The sequence below is a fragment of the Pontibacillus sp. HMF3514 genome, from assembly GCF_009858175.1.
GTDB lineage: Bacteria > Bacillota > Bacilli > Bacillales > BH030062 > Pontibacillus.
The window spans coordinates 499,512-519,378 of record NZ_CP047393.1; the positions used below are offsets into that span (position 1 = coordinate 499,512).

Genomic DNA, 19,867 nt, shown 5'->3' on the forward strand with positions numbered 1-19,867 from the left:
AAAATAATATATTGACTTTCTTCCTTCTTAGAGCTACATTATGTACAAATGGTATTACAATTTTGGAACGAATTATAGGATTTGTGACATAAAAATATAGTGTTTCTCATAAGTTTTTACATTCACTAAGCTGAGGAGGAAGCCCGTATGTTTTTACACAAAAATGAAAGCGTTTCCAGAGAAGGAATGAATAAGCTTCAATTAGAGAGGTTGCACGAAACATTACATAAAGTCTATGAAAATGTTCCTTTTTATAAAAAGAAATTTGATGACCTTGGCGTTCATCCTAGAGATATAACGTCATTAAAAGACCTGACAAAACTTCCTTTCCTAAACAAAAGTGATATGCGTGAGCATTATCCTTTTGGTTTATTTGCGGTGGATCAAAGTGAAGTAGTACGTATCCATGCTTCATCTGGAACAAGCGGTAAGCCGACAGTAGTAGGATACACGAAAAAGGATATCCAAATGTGGAGCGAGCTCGTTGCACGTGCTATTTCAATTGCTGGAGGAAAACCTGGCGAGGTGCTGCACAATGCTTATGGGTATGGTCTTTTTACAGGTGGATTAGGGCTTCATTACGGTAGTGAAGAGCTTGGGATGGCTACAGTGCCTGTTTCTGGCGGGAATTCCGATCGACAAATTCAACTTATTCAAGATTTTAAGCCAACCGTTATTTGTGGGACCCCTTCTTATATTTTGAATTTAGCTGAGCGAATGGAAGAGCAAGGGGAAGACCCTCGACAAACGTCACTCAAATACGGGATCTTTGGTGCAGAGCCGTGGTCACAGGAAATGCGTAAAACGTTAGAAGAAAAACTCGATCTAAAGGCATGTGACATATATGGGTTAAGTGAAGTATTAGGTCCTGGTGTGTCTATGGAATGTCACCAAGCACAAGATGGTTTGCATATCGCTGAAGATCATTTCCTTGTTGAAGTCATCGATCCAGAAACGTTAGAGCCTGTTCCAGATGGTGAAGATGGTGAACTAGTATTTACGAGCTTAACGAAAGAAGCCTTTCCTGTTATTCGATATCGAACGGGAGATATTGCTTCTATTACACGTGAAAAGTGTGCTTGTGGACGTACGACAGCTCGTATGTCACGCGTTAAGGGACGCATTGATGATATGTTAATCATACGAGGTGTGAACGTATTCCCATCTGAAATTGAACATCACTTGTTACCTGTTCAGGGAATTGTGCCTCACTATCAGCTTTATCTTTATAAAAAAGGAAGCCTTCAGCAAGTGGAGTTACAGGTTGAAGTTGAAGAGGAATTTTATAATGCAATTAAAGGGGATATGGGTCATGAGCGCATCATATCTTTATCCAAAGAAATTCAGCGCTGCATGAAGAATAACTGTCTCGTCTCGCTTAATGTAAACGTTCATCCCCCTAAGACAATTCCGAGATCACAGGGGAAAGCTGTAAGAATTGTAGATCGCACGGATGAAAAGGTAGAGGTATAGAGAGGGGGCTCATCATGAACGCAACGATATTAGAAACGGTACATGCTGATCCTTACGCAAAGGAGCTAGGCATAGCAATCGAAAAGGTAGATGAAGGGTTTGCAATTGCTTCGATGACAATAAATAAAGAACATTTGAATTTCCATGGAGCGACTAATGGAGGGGTAATGTTTTCTTTAGCTGATTTTGTCTTTGCGATTGCTAGTAACTCACATGGTCAAATAGCAGTGGGGATTAATGTGAATATCAATTATATGAAAGCCGGGAAGCTGGGAGATGTTCTCACGGCTACGGCTAAAGAAGTATCTAAAAACCCTAAGCTCGGCCATTATCGAATGACAATAAATAATCAAAACGGGGAGCTTTTGGCAACGGCTGATGGTACGGTCTATCGGAAGAAAGAGTATTTTGGTTGATTGAAAAACTAAAATAGATTTGGAGGAAGCATTACTTCTTGGAAGGAAGTGGTGCTTTTTTATTGAATAATAGGGAGATGATGAGAAGTTTAGAAAAGTATTTGAGCACTGGAGTGGAACAAATGAATACGTACGGTAATGAACTCTATAAAGGAGCGGCTACTTATTATTCAAAGTATCGCCCGTTGTATCCTTCATCACTAGTTAGATATTTGGTGAAGAAGTTCGATTTGAATGGAGAGCAAAAACTTTTAGACCTTGGATGTGGTCCGGGTCAATTAACGATGAGGTTTTCCGATTGGTGTGAGCGAATAGTAGGCGCTGATTTAGAACCTGAAATGTTAGCTGAGGCAAAGAGACTTCATGAAGAATTAAGAATTGGAAATGTAGAATGGTTCCAAGGAGATCTTAGTTCTTTCATGAATCAATATGATGATGTTTTTGATCTGGTTATCATGTCTAAATCGTTTCACTGGATGGATCGACCTCAAGTGCTTGAGGATTTATACGAGAGAGTGAATCAAGGTGGAGGCGTAGCGGTTATTGATGATTATAACCCTGAAAAGCAACTACCGTTATGGCAACAAAAGCTTAATGAAGTTATCGCACATTGGTACGGTGAGGAAAGAAGGGCGGGGAACACAACATACTCCCATCCCGTTAAAAGTCATGAAGAGGTCATTCGTCAATCTCCATTCACTCTAGAAATATATCGATTCCCTACATTTGAAAGAGAGTGGACGATTGATTCAATTGTTGGAAACTTGTATTCAACATCCTATGGGTCGAAGCGCTTTTTGGGAGATCATGTTGAATCGTTCGAACGTGATGTGAGGGAGGCTCTTTTAGCCATTCATGAGGATGGAGTGTTTACAGAAAAAGTGGATTTATCAATTAAGTTTGGAATGAAGGTGTGAATCACAATAAATAATAAATGAGCGCTATCCTATTTATAGGATAGCGCTTTTCGTAGTTTTATTCCTTTATTTCGTGTCCTTATTCATTTATACTCTCTACATAATTGAACATAAAGAGGTATTCAACATGAAGAGAATTTATAGTGATATTCTACAATTTCGAGGAACGCATTATGACTTTGGATATATGCAAGGGGACCTTTTAAAAGATTCTTTAACGGTACGTAATCGCGAAAAACAATGGAAGCTTCGTAAGCCGCGTTTTACTGTTGAGGAGCAGGAAGTGAAAGATGCTATTACAAAGTATGCCCCTGGAGTATGGGACGAGCTTCGTGGTATACGTGATGCATTAGAGTGGCCCATGGAACGTGTGCTAATGGAGTTTGGAGGCTATCGTTTAGAGTATGTGCGCTCAGGTTGCTCAATTTTAACGGGAGAAAATTATTTGATTCGAAACTATGATTATCAGCCGAAAACGTATGAGGGGCGTTATATTTTCTTCCAACCCACCGACCAAGGTTATGCTATAGCAGGACCTACTCAACGTATCACTGGTCGAATGGATGGAATGAATGAAAAAGGCCTGGTGCTCGGGTATAACTTCATGCATCGCAAAAAGCCAGGTGATGGGTTTATTTGCTGTATGATCGGTCGATTGATTTTAGAAAGTTGCGCAAACGTTCAGGAAGCGGTTGAAATGCTGAAGGAAATTCCTCACCGTCACTCATTTAGTTATGTTGTGTATGACGCAAGCGGTGAAACGTATGTAGTAGAAGCCACTCCTCGAGGTGTCGAAGTTCGACAATCAGATGTTTGCACGAATCATTATGAGATTATGAAGCAAGAAAATCGCAACTACCTTAAAGACTCATATAAAAGAATGGACGCAATGAATGAAAAAAAGAAAGCAATTTCAGAAGGGTATCAAGCATTTCGTTTATTAAACGATACAGATCAGGGCGTGTTCTCTAAGCAGTATAAAAATTGGTCAGGAACCATTCATACATCTGCTTATTTCCCTCAAGAAATGAAGACCTGGATTGCCTTAGGTGGAGACCAAGAGCCGATAGAGTTTGATTTTGATGAATGGTTACAAGGTGACTCTATTCCTCAGAAACGAATTGAAGGAGAAGTGGATACAGAGTTGCCTTTTGTTCATATGGATGAGAATGCAAGATAAACCTGATACACTTGTAGTAGAGTTTATTGAAGAAGGTGAAATCGATGTACCTGACCATAAAAGAAACAGCAGAGTTCCTTTCCCTTCCTGAGGATTATATAGAAAGTCTAGTTCAATATAATCGAATTCGTGCTATTCATGATGGCGAGCAATTCTTGATTAACAAAGAACAGTTCAACACTCACCTGGAGCAAATGGAGAAGTACCGACAACAAATTCAGGAATATCTCAATGAACCGATTCCTGAAGATCCAGATGTGAAGGATGAAGATTAAAGATTTCACAGGGGTAAGTTGCTTTTACAGCTTGGCTCATGCTATCGTTACATTAATGCCACCCTCGTTATAATACGACTGCGGGAACTTAACCAACCCTTAGGGTGGCAGGTTACATAAGTTAGAAGATCCCATGTGTTCTATGTGAATGCATGGGGTTTTTATGAGTTCAAACTAAACAAAAAGAGCCAGCCTCTCAATCATGTGAGACTGACTCAAACCTTTGCCATTACCCTTTTACTGCAATAGCCTCTACTTCCACTTTTGCACCCTTCGGCAAGCGACTAACTTCAATTGCTGCACGCGCTGGATATGGTTCTGATAAAAAGCTAGCATATACTTCATTTACAACAGCAAAGTCATCCATAGAAGCTAAATAAATATTTGCTTTTGCAATATTTTTGTACGTGAGGCCAGCTTCTTCTAAAATGGCCCCTACATTTTTCATAACTTGTTCTGTTTGTTCTTTTACATCATCAGATACGAATTGTTGTGTGTTCGGATCTAAAGGGATTTGGCCAGAGACCATAACAAGGTTACCTAAATCGACTGCTTGAGAGTATGGACCGATTGCTTCAGGTGCTTGATCAGTAGCTATTGGTTTGAACATATGAAAAACTCCTTTTAAATAAAATCTAATTTCATTATAAAATGAATCATAGGAACAAGCCTAATGGAATACCATAAAACAAATAAAATTTTTGTGTGTTTATCACTTTACTTCGCTAACAAATGTATGTATGATGAGTAGTAACGAAAATTTGAATAACGGTAACTTCTTATCCAGAGAGGTGGAGGGACTGGCCCTTTGAAGCCCGGCAACCACCCGATTGTATCTCGAAGATATGATTGGGACGGTGCCAATTCCTGCAGGATCTAAGTGATCTTGGGAGATGAGAGGATCGTACGGATATAACTACGACCCCTTTCTTGGATAAGAGAGGGGTTTTGTGTTGCTACAATCTCTCTCTTAGATGAAGTTTCGCGTTTAGGGAAAGGAATTGATGTGAAATGGCAACAGCAGTATTTGCAGCAGGATGTTTTTGGGGAGTAGAAGCATTTTTTGAACGTGTAAAGGGAGTAGAGACAACAAGAGTAGGCTTTATGGGTGGAAATGTCGAGAACCCATCCTATGAACAGGTGAAAACAGGTAAAACAGGGCATGCTGAAGTAACAAAAATTGATTACAATTCTGATGTTGTTTCCTACCAAGAGTTGTTGGACCTTTTCTTTGAATGCCATGACCCAACAACGAAGAATCGCCAGGGAGAAGATGTTGGCTCTCAATATCGTTCCGTAATCTTCTACTCAGATGAGACGCAACAGCATATTGCTGAAGAAAAAATTTCAGAGTGGAATAACAAGGGTATTTTTAATACACCAATAGTCACGCAGCTTACACAGGCTTCAGACTTTTATGAAGCAGAAGAATATCATCAAAAATATTTACAGAAAAACGGTTCTGTAGCTTGTGGAATAGTGTAATCCCTCGGGATTACACTATTTTTTATTCCGTTATATGGCAGTTATCTAGAATAAGCTGGTGCGGGGGGCCGTTTCGTTTATGCAATGCGGCGAGCTGTGGAACGGGTTGCTTTCCCCCGGAAGACCGATCGAGCTTCCTCGTCACTTCGTTCCTGCGGGATCTCTCTCGCCCTTTCTACAGGAGGAGTCAACCCGTTCCACAGCCCACCTTAGCCGAATCGTGATGAACGGAACCGCAGTGATATGGAGAGGTGATGCTTAAGGACATCTGTTCCGTTATTTGATCTTAATATGACTTTTATGAAGAGCTTACGGACATTCATTCCGTTATTTGAATCAAATCACCTTGAAAAAGCCCAATTTGTCACAAATAAGGTACCATATGTCCGTAACGCCTCTCTAAATGCCTTAAAAGTTCAAAATAACGGAACAGATGTCCGTAAGGGTTAGAGCTCAAATAACTAGGGTCCGTTAACCTCCATAAACGCAAAGGGGTGAAGGAAACGGCAAACTCCAGTAGTAACAAAGGGCTGACGAGATCCCGCAGAGAGCTTGCGAACGAGGAAGCTCGGCTGGTTTTCCAAAGGAGGCTTGCCGTTTCAATGAACCCCTTACTCTTTTCCAGCAACGGACCTCCACTACACATTATCTCGAATCCAAGTCTTCAACATAAGGGGGCTATCAATGAAAGATAATTTAATTCCTGAAATACTTATTGATAACACCTCTTATAAGCCTGCTAGGGTTTGTTCATGCTATACTGTGAACAAACTAATGGCACAAAGGATGGTTCATCATGCAAGAAGCTCAATCACTAGAACATGTCCAATCATTTGTTAAGAAAGAAAAAATATCGTTACTTTATATTTCACGCCCCAATTGCTCAGTCTGTGTCTCATTACTTCCTCAAATTGAGGAGTTGCTTGAGGATTACCCGCAAATTAAGTCTTTGTATATAAACGCTGAAGATATCCCTGAAATTGCAGGAGAGTATTCTATTTTCACAGTACCAGTCATTATTGTCTCCGTAGAGGGTAAAGAAATGTTACGCAAAGCACGAATCGTTCCTATTGAAGAACTAAACCAACAACTTTATAAAATGACAAGTCTAATGGATGATTAATGAAGTTCCCTTGCCACGCAGGTAAGGGGATTTTTGGTTTAAGTGATCATAATGAGCGGTAAATGAACAATACTTATAATAAATGGAGGGATTATGATGCCATGGGATACGAACGATTATCCAAGTTCTCTGAAAAACTTAGATACGGCTGTGCGCAAAAAGGCGATTGATATAGGGAATGCCATGTTAGATGAAGGATATGATGAGGGACAAGCCATTCCTATCGCGACTGAACAGGCAAAAGAATGGTTTGAGAATGCAAGTGAAAAAGAGATTAATCAAGTAAAGCAAATGAGTGATGAGGACCTTAAAGCACGTGATAAAGAAGATAAGCAATATGAGAATCGACCTGAGCTTCTAGAAAAAGGAGAACATGTTGTTTCTCATGAAGATGGGTGGGCCGTGCAAGCGGAGGATGCTAAAAAACCATCTGACACATATGAGAACAAAAGCGATGCAATAGAAAGAGCGAAAGAGATCGCTCAGAATAAAGGAACTAGTGCTATCATCCATAGAAAAGATGGCAGTATTCAAGATCAATATTCTTATCAAGACTAACACCATGAGTCTCTGCGCAATAGCAGAGACTTTATTTTTGGAACCTTTTATTATGTGAATCGTAAACAGTAATACCAAGAAAATTGGAGGAGATCGTATATGAGCAAATATACAATTGATCAATTTATTAGCCAAACCAAACAAGACGAGAGTGAAAACGATTACTTTGAATTGGAAACGCCGCGGATGTTAGAAGTAAACTTAGATGGACAGGTTTGGGCTAAAGCTGGCTCGATGATTTCATATAATGGCAATATTAAGTTTGAGCGTGAAGGAATTCTTGAGCATGGTCTTGGAAAGATGTTTAAAAAAGCATTCTCAGGTGAAGGTAGCTCACTTATGAAAGCCAACGGGAATGGAAAATTGTATTTAGCTGATGAGGGAAAAAAGATTATCATTTTTCAACTACAAAATGAATCCATTACGGTAAATGGTAATGATCTTCTTGCTTTTGAACCTGGTGTGAATTGGGATATCAAACTAATGAAGAAGATTGCGGGCATGATGTCAGGAGGCCTATTTAACGTGACTCTAGAAGGGCGAGGAATGGTAGCCATCACTTGTCATTACGAGCCCCTAACCTTAATGGTTACACCAGATCAACCCGTTATAACGGATCCTCATGCAACTGTCGCATGGTCTGGTCATCTGGAGCCTGAGTTTCAAACAGACGTCACATTGAAATCATTCTTTGGTAGAGGAAGTGGCGAATCAATCCAAATGAAGTTTTCTGGGGAAGGGTTTGTCATCGTACAGCCATTTGAAGAGGTCTATTATTCTCAATCGAACGGATAAATGGAAGAATAACAGATCATACATTCGTCCATACTGCTTGTAAAAGGGAAGGAGCGGTATGGATGATTCATCAATTAAAGCGAATTGAACATAGCCCTAAAAGCAAAGCGAAATACAAGATTATTGGAGTGAGTAAAGCTGAGCATGAAGAATGGCTTTGGACAGCCTTTCTTAAGCAACAAAAGGTTGATGTAGTATTTATCTCTAAACGCCCACGCTATCTTGTTAATGGGTGCGAAGTTGAATGGAAAGGGCAGCAACATATTCCGCATGAAATTCAACAACACCTAGATCAACTCGCTTCAAAAATTGGGGAGCTATTTCAAAAAGTTGAATCAAGTTAAGCACCCTTTTTCGAAGAGGGTGCTTATTAAATAGAAAAAATGATGCAACCTTATATGTCATATCATGTTTCCATTAATTTTTGTTGTCATCTATTAAAGTTAACCCTTCACTAAGTGTCGAAATATTAATTTTCTCAACCAATTCTTGAGTCTCTTCTTTTGTAAAACCACCAGTTATTTGTACCTTACTTGTTTTAAGCCTATGGTTAACCTTAGGTGCGGATAGAAAAGCAGGGTGCTCCTTATTTTTTTCATCAAGGTAGGTCTGTCCTTCCTCATAACCAAACCACACCACACCACCAATACATTATCAGGTTTTTTCATATTACTAACTTTTCTTGTCACTTTATAAAATTTCTCTTCACTTGTTAAAGAAAAAGTAACTACTGGGTGGCCATTACTCGCTATTTCTGAATTAGCAGAGCCTTTTTCAATAAAATCTTGTGTAAGCATAAGGGTATTTTTATGATCTCGAAAAGATAATTCTTTTTCAGACTGAATCATGGTCTTTAGCTCTTCAAAACGTTCATCACTTATATCTTCCTGTAGCTTTACGGTCCAGCTAGCATTATTGGAAGTCAGTTCATATTCTAATTCAGTGTAATCCATAAGCTCTTTTATAGCCTGTTCCCCTTGTTTTTCAGAGGTGAACTGTAAGTTTTGAGTTGATTTACTATTCGTTGGAAGAAGTACAAACATAAACACAGCTACAGCAGTTAGGGCAATAATTGTTCCTAAATAAACACTCGTCTTCGTCATATAATTCCACTTCGCCAAAGTTTTCCTCTCATTATACATGGCAAAGGGGTGTTATGGAAGTTTATGGTTATCGTTTTAGCTGTTATTTAGCTCTCGGCTCACTTTGGAAATTCCCTTTATGGGCTCCATCGCAAAAAGGCTTATTTGCTGATAAACCACATCTACATAAGGAACAAGCTTTTTTCGTAATAAATTCATTTCCTTCTGCATCCAAAACTTTAAATTCTCCAGTAACCAATAGTGATCCATTGTCTCTAACTTTAATCTCCATACTACTTCTCACTCTCCTTTTACCAATCTATATGTAATAGGAAGTAGGCACATAACTAAACAATTCCCATATGATACTTACAAAATGTCTTCGATAAGAAAGAGGGATAACCATGAAGCTGTTTCCTGCTTATAAATCAACAACGGATGGTGATCAGTGGGGATATATTAATAAGAAGGGTTCTTTTGAAATTGAACCTCAGTATGAACTTGCTCAAGATTTTCAAGGGAATGGGTTAGCAATTATTCAGGTTAAAAACAAGAATGGTGTTATTAATACAAAAGGCGATTATGTAGTTGAGCCATATTATGATTACATTACTCAATATAGTGAAGGGCGAGCTACGGTTCACAATGAGAAAGGTGTATGGGTGATTGATGAAAAAGGAAACGTTCTAACAAGTCAGCCTTTCAGTTTCATCAGTTCTTATCAACAAGGGAGGGCACTCTATCAAGAAACGAATGAAGATACAAATGAAACTTTATATGGCTACTTAGACCGTGATGGAGGAATTTTAATTCCTGCGCAGTATCTATCTGCTACTGATTTTCAAGATGGAGTGGCTGTTGTTCAAACGCAAGAGGGTAAGTATCAATTAATTGAACGAGACACGAGCGTTCTATATAAATATCCTTTTGAATATGTTGGTCAATATGGTCAGGGCTTGCTTGCTTATCAAGAAGAAGGAGATCCAAAGTATGGATTTATTAATAAATCAGGTAAGGTAATGATTGCTCCTTCTTTTGATGCAGTTCAACCTTTTAGTGAAGGGCGTGCTGTCATAAGTAAAATTGAAGATTATCTTTATTCTTATGGGCTAATTGATCAAAAAGGGAATATAATCTTAGAGCCGACTTATTCAGACATTAGTAGATTAGGGGGAAAAAGAATAGCTGTGGGTAAGGCGGTAAAAGAAGACCAACCTTACTTAGGTTCAATGTATGCTATTGCAGATCTTAATGGGAATTTCCTCTCTGATTATCGATATCAAAATGTTCTACCTTATGATAAAGGTTATGCTTCAGCTCATGATGATGAAAATACCTTTTTCTTAAATCGAGAAGGGAAGATTGCACAAAAGCTTCCGGTAGTGCCTGGGCAAGGTACGCTGAGGTTTCAAAACTCTTTGATTCAAGCGAATGTAGATTTTCAGCTTATATACTTGGATCGAAAAGGGAAAGTGATTTGGAGACCGAAAAACACGATTCGCTTAAATAACCAGTTCCGCGTTTTAAGGATGAAGTATAAACCTAATCCAGATTATCTAGTCTACTATCCTGTGATACGAGGTATGGAAGATACAGGTTTGCAGAAACAAGTAAACGAAAAGTTAAAGGATATCTCTCAGGTAAAGCCGATCCCATCAGATGAAAAGCTTGAGTATAGTTATACAGGAGATTTTGAGATTGAGTTTTTCAAAAAACATCTTGTAGTGATTGAGATGAATGGATCCCAATATTATTTCGGTGCAGCTCATCCAATGCCAACAAAAATATACAGTAATATCGATCTTGTATCAGGGACGTTTTATGAATTAAAGGATCTGTTTAAGGAAGGGGCTCCATATGTAAAAGTAATTAGTGAGATTGTAGAGCAACAAATTAAAGAGCAGGACATAAATGTATTTCCTGACAGCTATAAAGGAATACAACCTAATCAACCATTCTATGTAAATGAAGAGTCATTATTCGTTTACTTTGCACCTTATGAAATCACACCTTATGTAGCTGGTTTTCCTACATTTGAAATTCCTTTTTCAGAGATTATGAATATAATCGATACAAAAGGGGATTTCTGGCGATCATTTCATCATCGAGAATGATTCGACAAAAAGGAACTTCAAAAAATTGTCACAAATAGGTCGAATCACGTTAGATCCTAACCATGTAAAGGTGTTAGGGTCTTTCTTTGAGTCTATTAATTTTTGTCGAACTATATGTTATTTAATCGAATATATGTAATGTTTTCCTGAATTAGTATATTATAAGGATATCTATATTTCGAATCTGAGGGATGTCAGAAAAAGACGAGCTAGGCAAATGATTTGAAAAGAGGTATTCTTGTGGTTTTTCAAAAAGAGCAATTGGATAATAAGATGACTGTTGAAGATTGTTTTGAGATGTTAGATTTTGCGGGCAAGTGGGGGTGCTACATCAACCATAATAGGAATAGGGTGCTCTGTAACAAATCATTCACTAAAATGGTCAATAGTGAAGGTGAGTTAACCGTTTGTGACTGGTTGAGCTTTTTTTCTAAAAAAGATCAATCTATCTTAAAAGTTCGAGTAGAGAACCCTATTAACCAAGAGGATTTTTATGTTCGTGTCCAAATTAATCAGCAGCACTCCAATTGGGTAAAGACATCTTTAAAGATCGTCCAAGAGGGGGTTTTTATTATCGGTGATGTTCCTGTTCCAGATCATAACATCATAGACCACGATATCAATGAACCTGTTCAGCAAAAACAAAACTACGTAAACCAGAATGTTGATCATTTTATGACTTGGCTTTCGTTAATCGATCAAGAGATGGTATCTACAAAACCAAAGATGGATCCACAAGTTGATGCCCTCGAACGTTTTAAAGGTGATCAACATATACAAACAATAATGGAAGAAATCCCTCACGGCTTTTCTGTCCTTGGTGATGACTGGAAGATTCGATACATGAATCCAACCCTTGAAAAGATTGTAGGTAGAAGGTTAGATGATTTGTATCAAAAGAATGTTTGGACGGTATATCCAGTTGAGCAATATCAAGACATGTATTCAAAATTAAAAGAAGCCTTTGAAACACAAGAGGTAATGAAAATCGAACAATATGTTTCTGATATTGGAAAGACACTTGAGTTAACTGTTTTTCCAAACGGAGACGAAATGACTCTTTTCATTCAAGACCTTACAGAAGTTCGTTTATACACTAGAGCCTTACAAGAAACAGAGGAACGTTTTTCACTATTAGCTGAGAACATTAATGAAGTATTTTGGATTACAACATCTGATTTTGAGACATGGGAGTACATGAGTCCTTCATTTGAAAAAATATTTGAAATGAGTATTGAAGAGGCTTATAAAGATAAAGATCTTTGGTTTCAAGGGGTGCATGAAGAAGACCGTGATGAAGTTCACTCTGCATTTTTGTTTATGCGCTACCAGAAAGTTGCAGTAGAGTATCGTTTTCAAATGAAAAACGGTGATTGGAAGTGGATACGTTCGAAAGGATATCCACTACAAAAAGGAGATAAATCCATTGTTGTAGGTGTTCATGAAGACATCACGAACTTAAAAGAAAAAGATGAATTACAGGCTAGAACAAAACAAAATGAAACGGCATTGAGAGTAGCGGCTGGTATTGCGCATGAAATTCGAAATCCATTAACGTCCATAAAAGGATTTATGCAACTTATGATGTCTAATAAGATGGAAGTTCAGAAGTATAGCGGAATTATTTTCTCAGAACTCTCAAGAATAGAAACGATTGTAAATGAGTTTATGCTTCTAGCAAAACCAACTCAGAAAATCGAATTAGAAGAAACTGATGTACATGACATCATGATTTATGTTACTTCATTATTTAAAAACCAAATTGAAGGGCAAGACATTGAACTCATACAAAACTTAGATCCATCTCTGCCTCAATGCTTATCAGACCCTAAACGTTTGAAGCAGATATTTATTAATTTGGTTAAGAATGCTGTAGAGGCAATGGAAGGTGGCGGTAGCTTAACCGTAAAAAGTGAGTACATTAAACAAAACTCAAGTCTTCGCTTTACAGTGAGTGACACTGGAAAAGGGATAGAACAGGAGAAGCTCCAACGTATAGGAGAACCCTTTTTTACAACGAAAGAAAAAGGAACTGGTCTCGGAGTTATGGTTACAAACAAATTTGTAGAAAGCTTGGATGGACAAATTCATTATGAGAGTGAAATAGGAAAAGGTACATCTGTGATTGTAACCCTTCCAATTAAACCAATATAAAAGGCGGCTATCCGAGTTGGATTCCGTTTTTTATTTATTTTATTGTAGAACATTTGTTCGATTCGGTCAATGTTAAAGTATTTGATCAAATACATCCATTATTCCCTTCACTTTTTGGATTTTTTGACCAATGTAGATTTTTTTAGGTTTCACAAAACCATCTCGAAAAAAATACTTGCGTTCATTCTGTTTCATTTTGTGAAAAATCTCTGTTCGTATTTGTTGAATCATATATTTACGGAATGGGAAGCTTTTATAGATTTGAGGGTCGTAGTCTTGGATCTGATCTCGTAAAGCTGGATAGTCGTATATTTTTCCTTCATACATGATTTCTAGCTTGTTGTGATAACGAAAATCATCAGGTGTTACAAGAGAGCTTGGTTTGGCAAATAGACTACACCCTGAGCGTTTTAATATTTCAGAAACGAATTGTGAGCAGAAATAGGAAGCTTTTACTTCAATGGGATACTTTGCAGGTACCCCTAAAAGACCAATAAAATTATATTGATAGTTAAAATGATTTTTTTCAAACACTTGGATGAGCCGGATTAGCTTTTCATATTCTCGATCTGATATGTATAAGCGAAGGATGGCACAGGTACTATTTGGATACCAGCTATAGGTTCCCTTCACAAAATCTTCTTTTACAAACCCAGCCCAAAATGGATTATCAGGCTGTTTTCTCCCAAAGCTATATAACAATTCAAGGTTTTCATCTAACGCTATAGAAGCATGGTTATAAGGCGCATTCGTTACACTCTTAATCGCTTTGTTTAAAAATGTTCCTGTATTCGTTAGAACTATATAAATTGGTTTCATTATTCCATCTCCAATTAATCGTTGTCTATAAATATAGTAGTATAAGTTTTGAATCATGAGTAGAGTTTTTGTAAATGTTTTCAAAAAAACAACGAGAGTCTAATTTGTATATTAAGGGGGAATGGTTATATAGAAGGAGTGATGAAATGTATAAAATATTAATTATAATGATGATCCCGTTACTGTTCGTGGTAGGTTGTAATAAACAGGATTCTAATCAATCAGAGCAAAGTGAACAGACTTCTTCTATACAGAACGTTAATGCAACTGTACAGGATTCTGAAGTTATCGCAACGAACCTTAAAGTACCTTGGGATATCATTCAAACGGATGAAGGATTTTTCATTAGTCAACGTGGAGGAACCATCATAAAAGTTCATGAGAATGGTCAAAAGACGGAGATGCCATTGCAAATGGAACGCGATGTTGTACATAGGGGAGAAGGTGGATTACTTGGCTTCGTCCTTCATCCAGACTATTCACAAAATCAAAAAGCGTATGTGTATCATACCTATGAAGAGCAAGGAAGACGGCAGAATCGTGTCGTATTATTGAAACAAGTAAACCAGTCTTGGCAGGAGCAGAAGGTTATGATCGAAGGAATACCTGGAAGTAACATTCATAACGGGGGACGACTGGAAATTGGACCGGATCAACTACTTTATGTGTCTACTGGTGATGCAGCTCAGAAAAGTAATGCACAGGACTTAAATAGTCTGTCCGGCAAAATTCTTCGGATGAATTTAGATGGTTCGATCCCAAGTGACAATCCTTATGATAACTCGTATATCTATTCTTATGGACACAGAAATCCTCAAGGGATGACTTGGAGTGAAGATGGTACTATGTATGCTTCTGAACATGGTTCCCGTGCTTATGATGAGATTAATCTTATAAAGCCTGGAGCGAACTATGGATGGCCTGTTATACGTGGGGATGAACAAAAAGAAGGAATGGAGAGGCCGGTATTTCATTCGGGGGAAAATACATGGGCGCCTTCTGGTCTTACTTACCGAAATGGTCATTTATATATGGCAGGATTACGAGGTGAACAAATCCGTGAATTTGATCTTGAACAAAAATCCTCGAGAGTGTTCGTTGATGGTGTCGGACGTGTAAGAGACATTCTTTTTGATGGAAATGATATGTATTTTATAACGAATAATACGGATGGAAGAGGTACACCACAGCTGAATGATGATAAGTTAATTAAAGTGGTGTTGCAACAAGATAGTTAATTTCTAATTGTATATTGTCACATATGCCCAGCTGTTGAATACACTAACAGCGACTTCAATAAAAAGGGGAGAGTGTTCAATATGCAACATGGAAATTATGGAATGCAAAATCCTTATGGCAATCCATCTCACGGAGGTATGGGGTATGGGGGCCAAATGAATAACTCTATGATGAATATGCCTCAACAAATGCCACAAGGGTACAGTAAGAACGATATGAAAGATCAATTAAATGGATATAAACACTATTTCATCATCTTAGAAATGAAAGATGGTCAACAGTATGAAGGTATTGTTGAAGATATCGATGCAGAAAATGTTTATGTTCTGATGCCTGTTGGAGACGAAGATGACGATGAGTCACCTGACCAACGCCAATGGGGTTATGGTGGCGGCTTTGGACCAGGATACGGCTGGGGTGGTGGATATGGTGGAGGTTATGGTTACCCACGTCGATTCCGTCGATTCCGTCGATATCGTTTTCCTTTCTTCGGTATCGGACGGTGGTTCTTCCCGTTCTTCTGGTAAGGGACTTCTCAAAGTCGTATGTGAGCTTTCGAAGCTCACATACGGCTTTTTTGTATTTAATATAATCCCAATAATTGCATTTCAGTAACTGAAAATCTTGCTTGCGACGTGCTGTGATCATATGCGATACTGTGACAATGGAATTTATACATCAGTGAATTAAAGTATTACAACAAGAAAGGGATTTCAAAAGTGGATTTTATTACAGAATTCTTTAAAGGGATAAATAACTTCTTATGGGGACCTTTCATGCTCCTGTTTTTACTTGGGACAGGCGTTTGGCTTACCCTACATTTAGGTTTTATACAGGTACGGTTTTTGGGAGAAGGATTCAAGAAGACGTTTGCACCTCTTTTCAAAAAAGATCAAGAGGATGGAATCAATTCTTTTAAAGCATTAGCAACATCCATTTCTGCACAAGTTGGAACAGGTAACTTAGCCGGGGTTGCTACAGCAATTGCTTCAGGTGGACCTGGTGCGATTTTTTGGATGTGGATCAGCTCATTCTTTGGAATGGCGACGATTTTTGCAGAGTCTGTTTTAGCTCAAACATATAAGAAAAAGCAAGGAGAGCAGCCAGTTGGGGGACCAGCGTTTTATATTAAATATGGATTAGGCAGTAAATGGCTCGCTGGTTTTTTTGCTGTTGCAATTATTATTGCTCTTGGGTTTGTTGGGAATATGGTTCAATCTAATGCGATAACTGTAGCCATGAATCAAACATTAAACACAGATAGCTTTGGAATTAGCTTACTGTTTGGTGTGCTTGTGGCATTTTTTGTAGGTCTCATTTTGTTTGGTGGTATTCAGCGTATTGCGAACTTTGCTGGTAATGTTGTACCGGTTATGGCGCTATTATATATTATCGGAAGTGTCGTTATTGTTGTCTTATACTGGGATCAATTAATACCTACACTGTCCTTAATTGTCAATGCAGCTATTAATCCGAATGCAGCTGCTGGTGGTGTTCTAGGGGCTACAGTGAAAGAAGCGGTTCGTTACGGAATTGCACGAGGCTTATTCTCTAATGAAGCGGGAATGGGTTCGACACCTCACGCACACGCAGTGGCTAAGGTCAAACATCCAGCTGAACAAGGTCTGGTGGCAATGGTTGGTGTGTTTATTGATACGGTAATCATTTGTACGCTAACTGCCCTTGTTGTAATCATGACAGATGCTCACAAAACGGATTTGGAAGCAAGTGCAATTACACAAGAAGGCTTTGCTCGTGGATTAGGCGAATTTGGTATTCCATTTATCGCAGTTTGTTTACTGTTCTTTGCCTTTACAACCATTTTAGGTTGGGCTTACTTCGGTGAGGTCAATGTTCGCTTCTTATTTGGAGAAAAAGGGGTACCGACATATCGCGCCATTGTTTTATTGTTTATTGTAGTTGGAGCGATTGTAAAAGTAGAGTTTGTTTGGCAAGTCGCAGATACGTTTAACGCTCTGATGGTGCTTCCAAACATCCTTGCGCTTCTCTTATTAACAAAGGTTGTAAAGCGGTCATGGAAAGAGTATAGAAAAACGAATTAACACAAAAAGTCTAGGGTATTCCCTAGACTTTTTTCTTTTTATCAAGGATATATTCAACAATCTCCCCCTTATGTGGAAGACTTGGAATCGAGATAATGTGCGGTGGAGGTCCGTTGCTGGAAAAAGAGGTAGGGGTTCATTGAAACGGCGATACTCCTGTGGAAGACCGTCCGAGCCTCCTCGTTCACTCCGTTCTCTGCGGGGGATCGGGCGCCCTTTCTACCACTGGAGTTCGCCGTTTCTTTCACCCCTTGCATTTATGGAGGTTAACGGACCCATGGGTGATATCTTTTAATCTCTTGTATAAGGAAAATGCGATCTCAGATACTAAAACCCTTTATATAGGGCTTTAGATTACTTTGAAGCATATATGATGTAACCACGTATTCTAAATCAGAAAACCTTACGATAGCTGCGGTTCCGTTATTCACCATTCGGATAAGGTGGGCTGTGGAACGGGTTGACTCCTCCGGTAGAAAGGGCGAGCGAGATCCCGCAGGAACGAAGTGACGAGGAAGCTCGATCGGTCTTCCGGGGAAAGCAACCCGTTCCACAGCCCGCCGCACTGCATAAACGTAACGGAACCATCCTGCACCAGCTTATTCTACATAACTGCCAGATTGTTTAACAATAAACAAATAAGCACTCTACTTACACTGAAAAGTAGAGTGCTTATATCAATGGTTATTAATAAGGAACTGTTTATTAAGATTAACCTGTTTTTCGAAGGTCATAGGACTTCGATAATCCTTGCTTCTTATCAATCGTCCACCCAGTGAATCCGTAAATCATATTAATAAGGATTACCAAGTAAGAGAAGAAGATGAACGGAATGAAGCTGTATGGACTAACGCTCATCAGGTTACTTACGAATACAGCCGGAACACCCCATGGCACTAGATTGATTCCAACTGTACCTGCAGCTTCAACAGACCGTGATAAGTTTTTCGGGTCTATGCCTCTTTTTTCGTACCCATCTAAGAAAGCACGAGTCGGTAAAATGAGAGCTAGAAACTGTGATCCACTAGCAAAGCTTACAACTAGAGTGGATAAAAGAGTTGAAAGAATAAGAGATCCTGTACTTTGAATTTTTTCAATAGCTTGCTGAAGAAGAACTTTGAATACCTGAACGCCTTCAAGCATGCCACCTAGTGCTGTTGCTACAACAATAAGTCCAATGGTATTTAGCATTGAAGTTAAACCACCGCGACTTAGGAGTTCTTTAATAGTTTCATTTTCTGCTTGAGACTTGTATCCTTCGGTCATTGCGTTAATAACTTCGCTTACTCCACTTCCCTGTACAAAAATCGCAATTAATCCACCAAGTGCACTCACGATAACAAGTGATGGAACAGCTGGGTACCGTTTCGCCATTAGAATAATTGTGACAAGCGGTAACAGTAACAATAATGGGTGAATAACAAAGGATTCACTTAACCCTGTTAATACCTCTTGAATCTGATCGGAATTCACTGATGATAATGGTGTGTTCATTCCCAAGAACCAGAATAAAAGAATCGTTATAATAAATGCTGGAATTGTGTCCCATAACATGTGACGTACGTGGTCGAATAGATTCACACCAACCATAGCTGGTGCTACGTTTGTGGTATCCGATAGAGGTGAAAGTTTATCACCAAAGAAGGCACCAGAAACAGTTGCACCAACGATATGAGCTGCCGGGAATCCCATGCTCGTACCGATTGCCATAAAGGCTAAACCAACTGTTGCGATTGCAGTAAAAGAACTTCCTAACGTAACTGCAACGATTCCTGTAATTAGGGCTACAGTAGGTAGAAAAACATTTGGATTAATAAACGTTAATCCGTAATAGATGATTGTTGGAATTGTTCCACTCAAAATCCATGCACCAACAATTGTTCCAATAATTAATAAAATAAAGACAGCAGGTAATGCTCGGGTAACTCCTTCCTTCATAAAACCCTGAAGATCATCCCAGGAGTGATTTAAAGTAAAACCAATTGCTGCTGTTGCTATAATGCCGATGATGAGCGGCATAAACATTCCTGCTTCCCACACAACAATGGAAGAGGTAGCAGATATGATTAAAGCTAGTATGGGGACCAAGGCTAATAAAAAGCTCGGTTCTTTCTTCATTGATGACATCCTCTCGTTGTTATAAATATATCTTTAGCACTTTTATGCTTTTGTGC

General features: G+C 38.7%; 21 protein-coding genes and 1 riboswitch. Of the genes, 16 read left to right on the top strand and 5 right to left on the bottom strand.

What is annotated here, in order from left to right:
* Nucleotides 1-147 precede the first annotated feature (147 nt).
* The 5 genes from GS400_RS02640 to GS400_RS02660 all read left to right on the top strand — a co-directional run bounded on the left by GS400_RS02640 (nt 148) and on the right by GS400_RS02660 (nt 4,261).
* The gene (locus GS400_RS02640; protein ID WP_160098772.1) at nt 148-1,473 is read left to right on the top strand and encodes a phenylacetate--CoA ligase family protein; all 1,326 of its coding nucleotides are present in this window, start codon (nt 148-150) and stop codon (nt 1,471-1,473) included.
* A gap of 14 nt (nt 1,474-1,487) precedes the next feature.
* Nucleotides 1,488-1,889, top strand: a complete 402-nt coding sequence (locus tag GS400_RS02645) for a PaaI family thioesterase (protein WP_160098774.1) — start codon at nt 1,488-1,490, stop codon at nt 1,887-1,889.
* 38 nt (nt 1,890-1,927) lie between these two features.
* Nucleotides 1,928-2,806 carry a class I SAM-dependent methyltransferase gene (locus GS400_RS02650; RefSeq protein ID WP_236561103.1) on the top strand — a complete coding sequence of 293 codons (879 nt, stop codon included), beginning with the start codon at nt 1,928-1,930 and terminating at the stop codon, nt 2,804-2,806.
* Between the two features lie 127 nt (nt 2,807-2,933).
* A complete protein-coding gene (locus GS400_RS02655; RefSeq protein ID WP_160098776.1) occupies nt 2,934-3,986 on the top strand; it encodes a C45 family autoproteolytic acyltransferase/hydrolase in 1,053 nt (350 codons plus the stop codon).
* A 44-nt stretch (nt 3,987-4,030) separates the two neighbouring features.
* Complete coding sequence (locus tag GS400_RS02660; protein WP_027446573.1) at nt 4,031-4,261, top strand: excisionase family DNA-binding protein; 231 nt, start codon at nt 4,031-4,033, stop codon at nt 4,259-4,261.
* A 229-nt stretch (nt 4,262-4,490) separates the two neighbouring features.
* Here the strand turns inward: GS400_RS02660 and GS400_RS02665 are convergent, their stop codons facing one another.
* Entirely contained in the window at nt 4,491-4,871 is a 381-nt protein-coding gene (locus tag GS400_RS02665; RefSeq protein WP_160098778.1) for a RidA family protein, read from the bottom strand.
* A 166-nt stretch (nt 4,872-5,037) separates the two neighbouring features.
* A riboswitch (SAM riboswitch) is annotated at nt 5,038-5,161 on the top strand.
* A gap of 111 nt (nt 5,162-5,272) precedes the next feature.
* On the opposite strand from GS400_RS02665, the gene msrA reads away from it, so the two are divergent.
* From msrA to GS400_RS02695, 6 genes are all read left to right on the top strand, one after another.
* Complete coding sequence (msrA, locus tag GS400_RS02670; protein ID WP_160098780.1) at nt 5,273-5,746, top strand: peptide-methionine (S)-S-oxide reductase MsrA; 474 nt, start codon at nt 5,273-5,275, stop codon at nt 5,744-5,746.
* A 291-nt stretch (nt 5,747-6,037) separates the two neighbouring features.
* Nucleotides 6,038-6,196, top strand: a complete 159-nt coding sequence (locus tag GS400_RS02675; RefSeq protein WP_160098782.1) for a hypothetical protein — start codon at nt 6,038-6,040, stop codon at nt 6,194-6,196.
* Between the two features lie 346 nt (nt 6,197-6,542).
* Entirely contained in the window at nt 6,543-6,869 is a 327-nt protein-coding gene (locus GS400_RS02680) for a thioredoxin family protein (RefSeq protein ID WP_160098784.1), read from the top strand.
* Between the two features lie 96 nt (nt 6,870-6,965).
* The gene (locus tag GS400_RS02685; RefSeq protein ID WP_160098786.1) at nt 6,966-7,427 is read left to right on the top strand and encodes a DUF2188 domain-containing protein; all 462 of its coding nucleotides are present in this window, start codon (nt 6,966-6,968) and stop codon (nt 7,425-7,427) included.
* 99 nt (nt 7,428-7,526) lie between these two features.
* Nucleotides 7,527-8,222, top strand: a complete 696-nt coding sequence (locus GS400_RS02690) for an AIM24 family protein (protein WP_160098788.1) — start codon at nt 7,527-7,529, stop codon at nt 8,220-8,222.
* A gap of 62 nt (nt 8,223-8,284) precedes the next feature.
* Nucleotides 8,285-8,566 (top strand): hypothetical protein, encoded by a 282-nt coding sequence (locus tag GS400_RS02695; protein ID WP_160098790.1) that lies wholly within the window; start codon nt 8,285-8,287, stop codon nt 8,564-8,566.
* A gap of 174 nt (nt 8,567-8,740) precedes the next feature.
* Here GS400_RS02695 and GS400_RS02700 read toward each other — a convergent pair whose 3' ends face one another.
* Both GS400_RS02700 and GS400_RS02705 read right to left on the bottom strand, forming a co-directional pair.
* The gene (locus GS400_RS02700) at nt 8,741-9,325 is read right to left on the bottom strand and encodes a hypothetical protein (protein ID WP_160098792.1); all 585 of its coding nucleotides are present in this window, start codon (nt 9,323-9,325) and stop codon (nt 8,741-8,743) included.
* Between the two features lie 82 nt (nt 9,326-9,407).
* Nucleotides 9,408-9,596, bottom strand: coding sequence for a CDGSH iron-sulfur domain-containing protein (locus GS400_RS02705; RefSeq protein ID WP_160098794.1), 189 nt, complete (start codon nt 9,594-9,596; stop codon nt 9,408-9,410).
* Nucleotides 9,597-9,708: 112 nt separating this feature from the next.
* Between GS400_RS02705 and GS400_RS02710 the strand changes: the two genes are divergently transcribed.
* On the top strand, nt 9,709-11,418 hold the full coding sequence (locus GS400_RS02710) for a WG repeat-containing protein (protein WP_160098796.1): 1,710 nt from the start codon (nt 9,709-9,711) through the stop codon (nt 11,416-11,418).
* A gap of 240 nt (nt 11,419-11,658) precedes the next feature.
* Complete coding sequence (locus GS400_RS02715; protein WP_160098798.1) at nt 11,659-13,572, top strand: PAS domain-containing sensor histidine kinase; 1,914 nt, start codon at nt 11,659-11,661, stop codon at nt 13,570-13,572.
* 72 nt (nt 13,573-13,644) lie between these two features.
* On the opposite strand, the gene GS400_RS02720 is transcribed toward GS400_RS02715, so the two are convergent.
* The gene (locus GS400_RS02720; RefSeq protein ID WP_370519736.1) at nt 13,645-14,391 is read right to left on the bottom strand and encodes a hypothetical protein; all 747 of its coding nucleotides are present in this window, start codon (nt 14,389-14,391) and stop codon (nt 13,645-13,647) included.
* Nucleotides 14,392-14,537: 146 nt separating this feature from the next.
* Between GS400_RS02720 and GS400_RS02725 the strand changes: the two genes are divergently transcribed.
* The 3 genes from GS400_RS02725 to GS400_RS02735 all read left to right on the top strand — a co-directional run bounded on the left by GS400_RS02725 (nt 14,538) and on the right by GS400_RS02735 (nt 17,693).
* A complete protein-coding gene (locus GS400_RS02725) occupies nt 14,538-15,629 on the top strand; it encodes a PQQ-dependent sugar dehydrogenase (RefSeq protein WP_160098800.1) in 1,092 nt (363 codons plus the stop codon).
* 81 nt (nt 15,630-15,710) lie between these two features.
* Nucleotides 15,711-16,157, top strand: a complete 447-nt coding sequence (locus tag GS400_RS02730) for a hypothetical protein (protein WP_160098802.1) — start codon at nt 15,711-15,713, stop codon at nt 16,155-16,157.
* A 192-nt stretch (nt 16,158-16,349) separates the two neighbouring features.
* Complete coding sequence (locus GS400_RS02735; protein ID WP_160098804.1) at nt 16,350-17,693, top strand: alanine/glycine:cation symporter family protein; 1,344 nt, start codon at nt 16,350-16,352, stop codon at nt 17,691-17,693.
* 711 nt (nt 17,694-18,404) lie between these two features.
* Here GS400_RS02735 and nhaC read toward each other — a convergent pair.
* On the bottom strand, nt 18,405-19,811 hold the full coding sequence (nhaC, locus tag GS400_RS02740) for a Na+/H+ antiporter NhaC (RefSeq protein ID WP_160098806.1): 1,407 nt from the start codon (nt 19,809-19,811) through the stop codon (nt 18,405-18,407).
* Between the last annotated feature and the right edge of the window lie 56 nt (nt 19,812-19,867).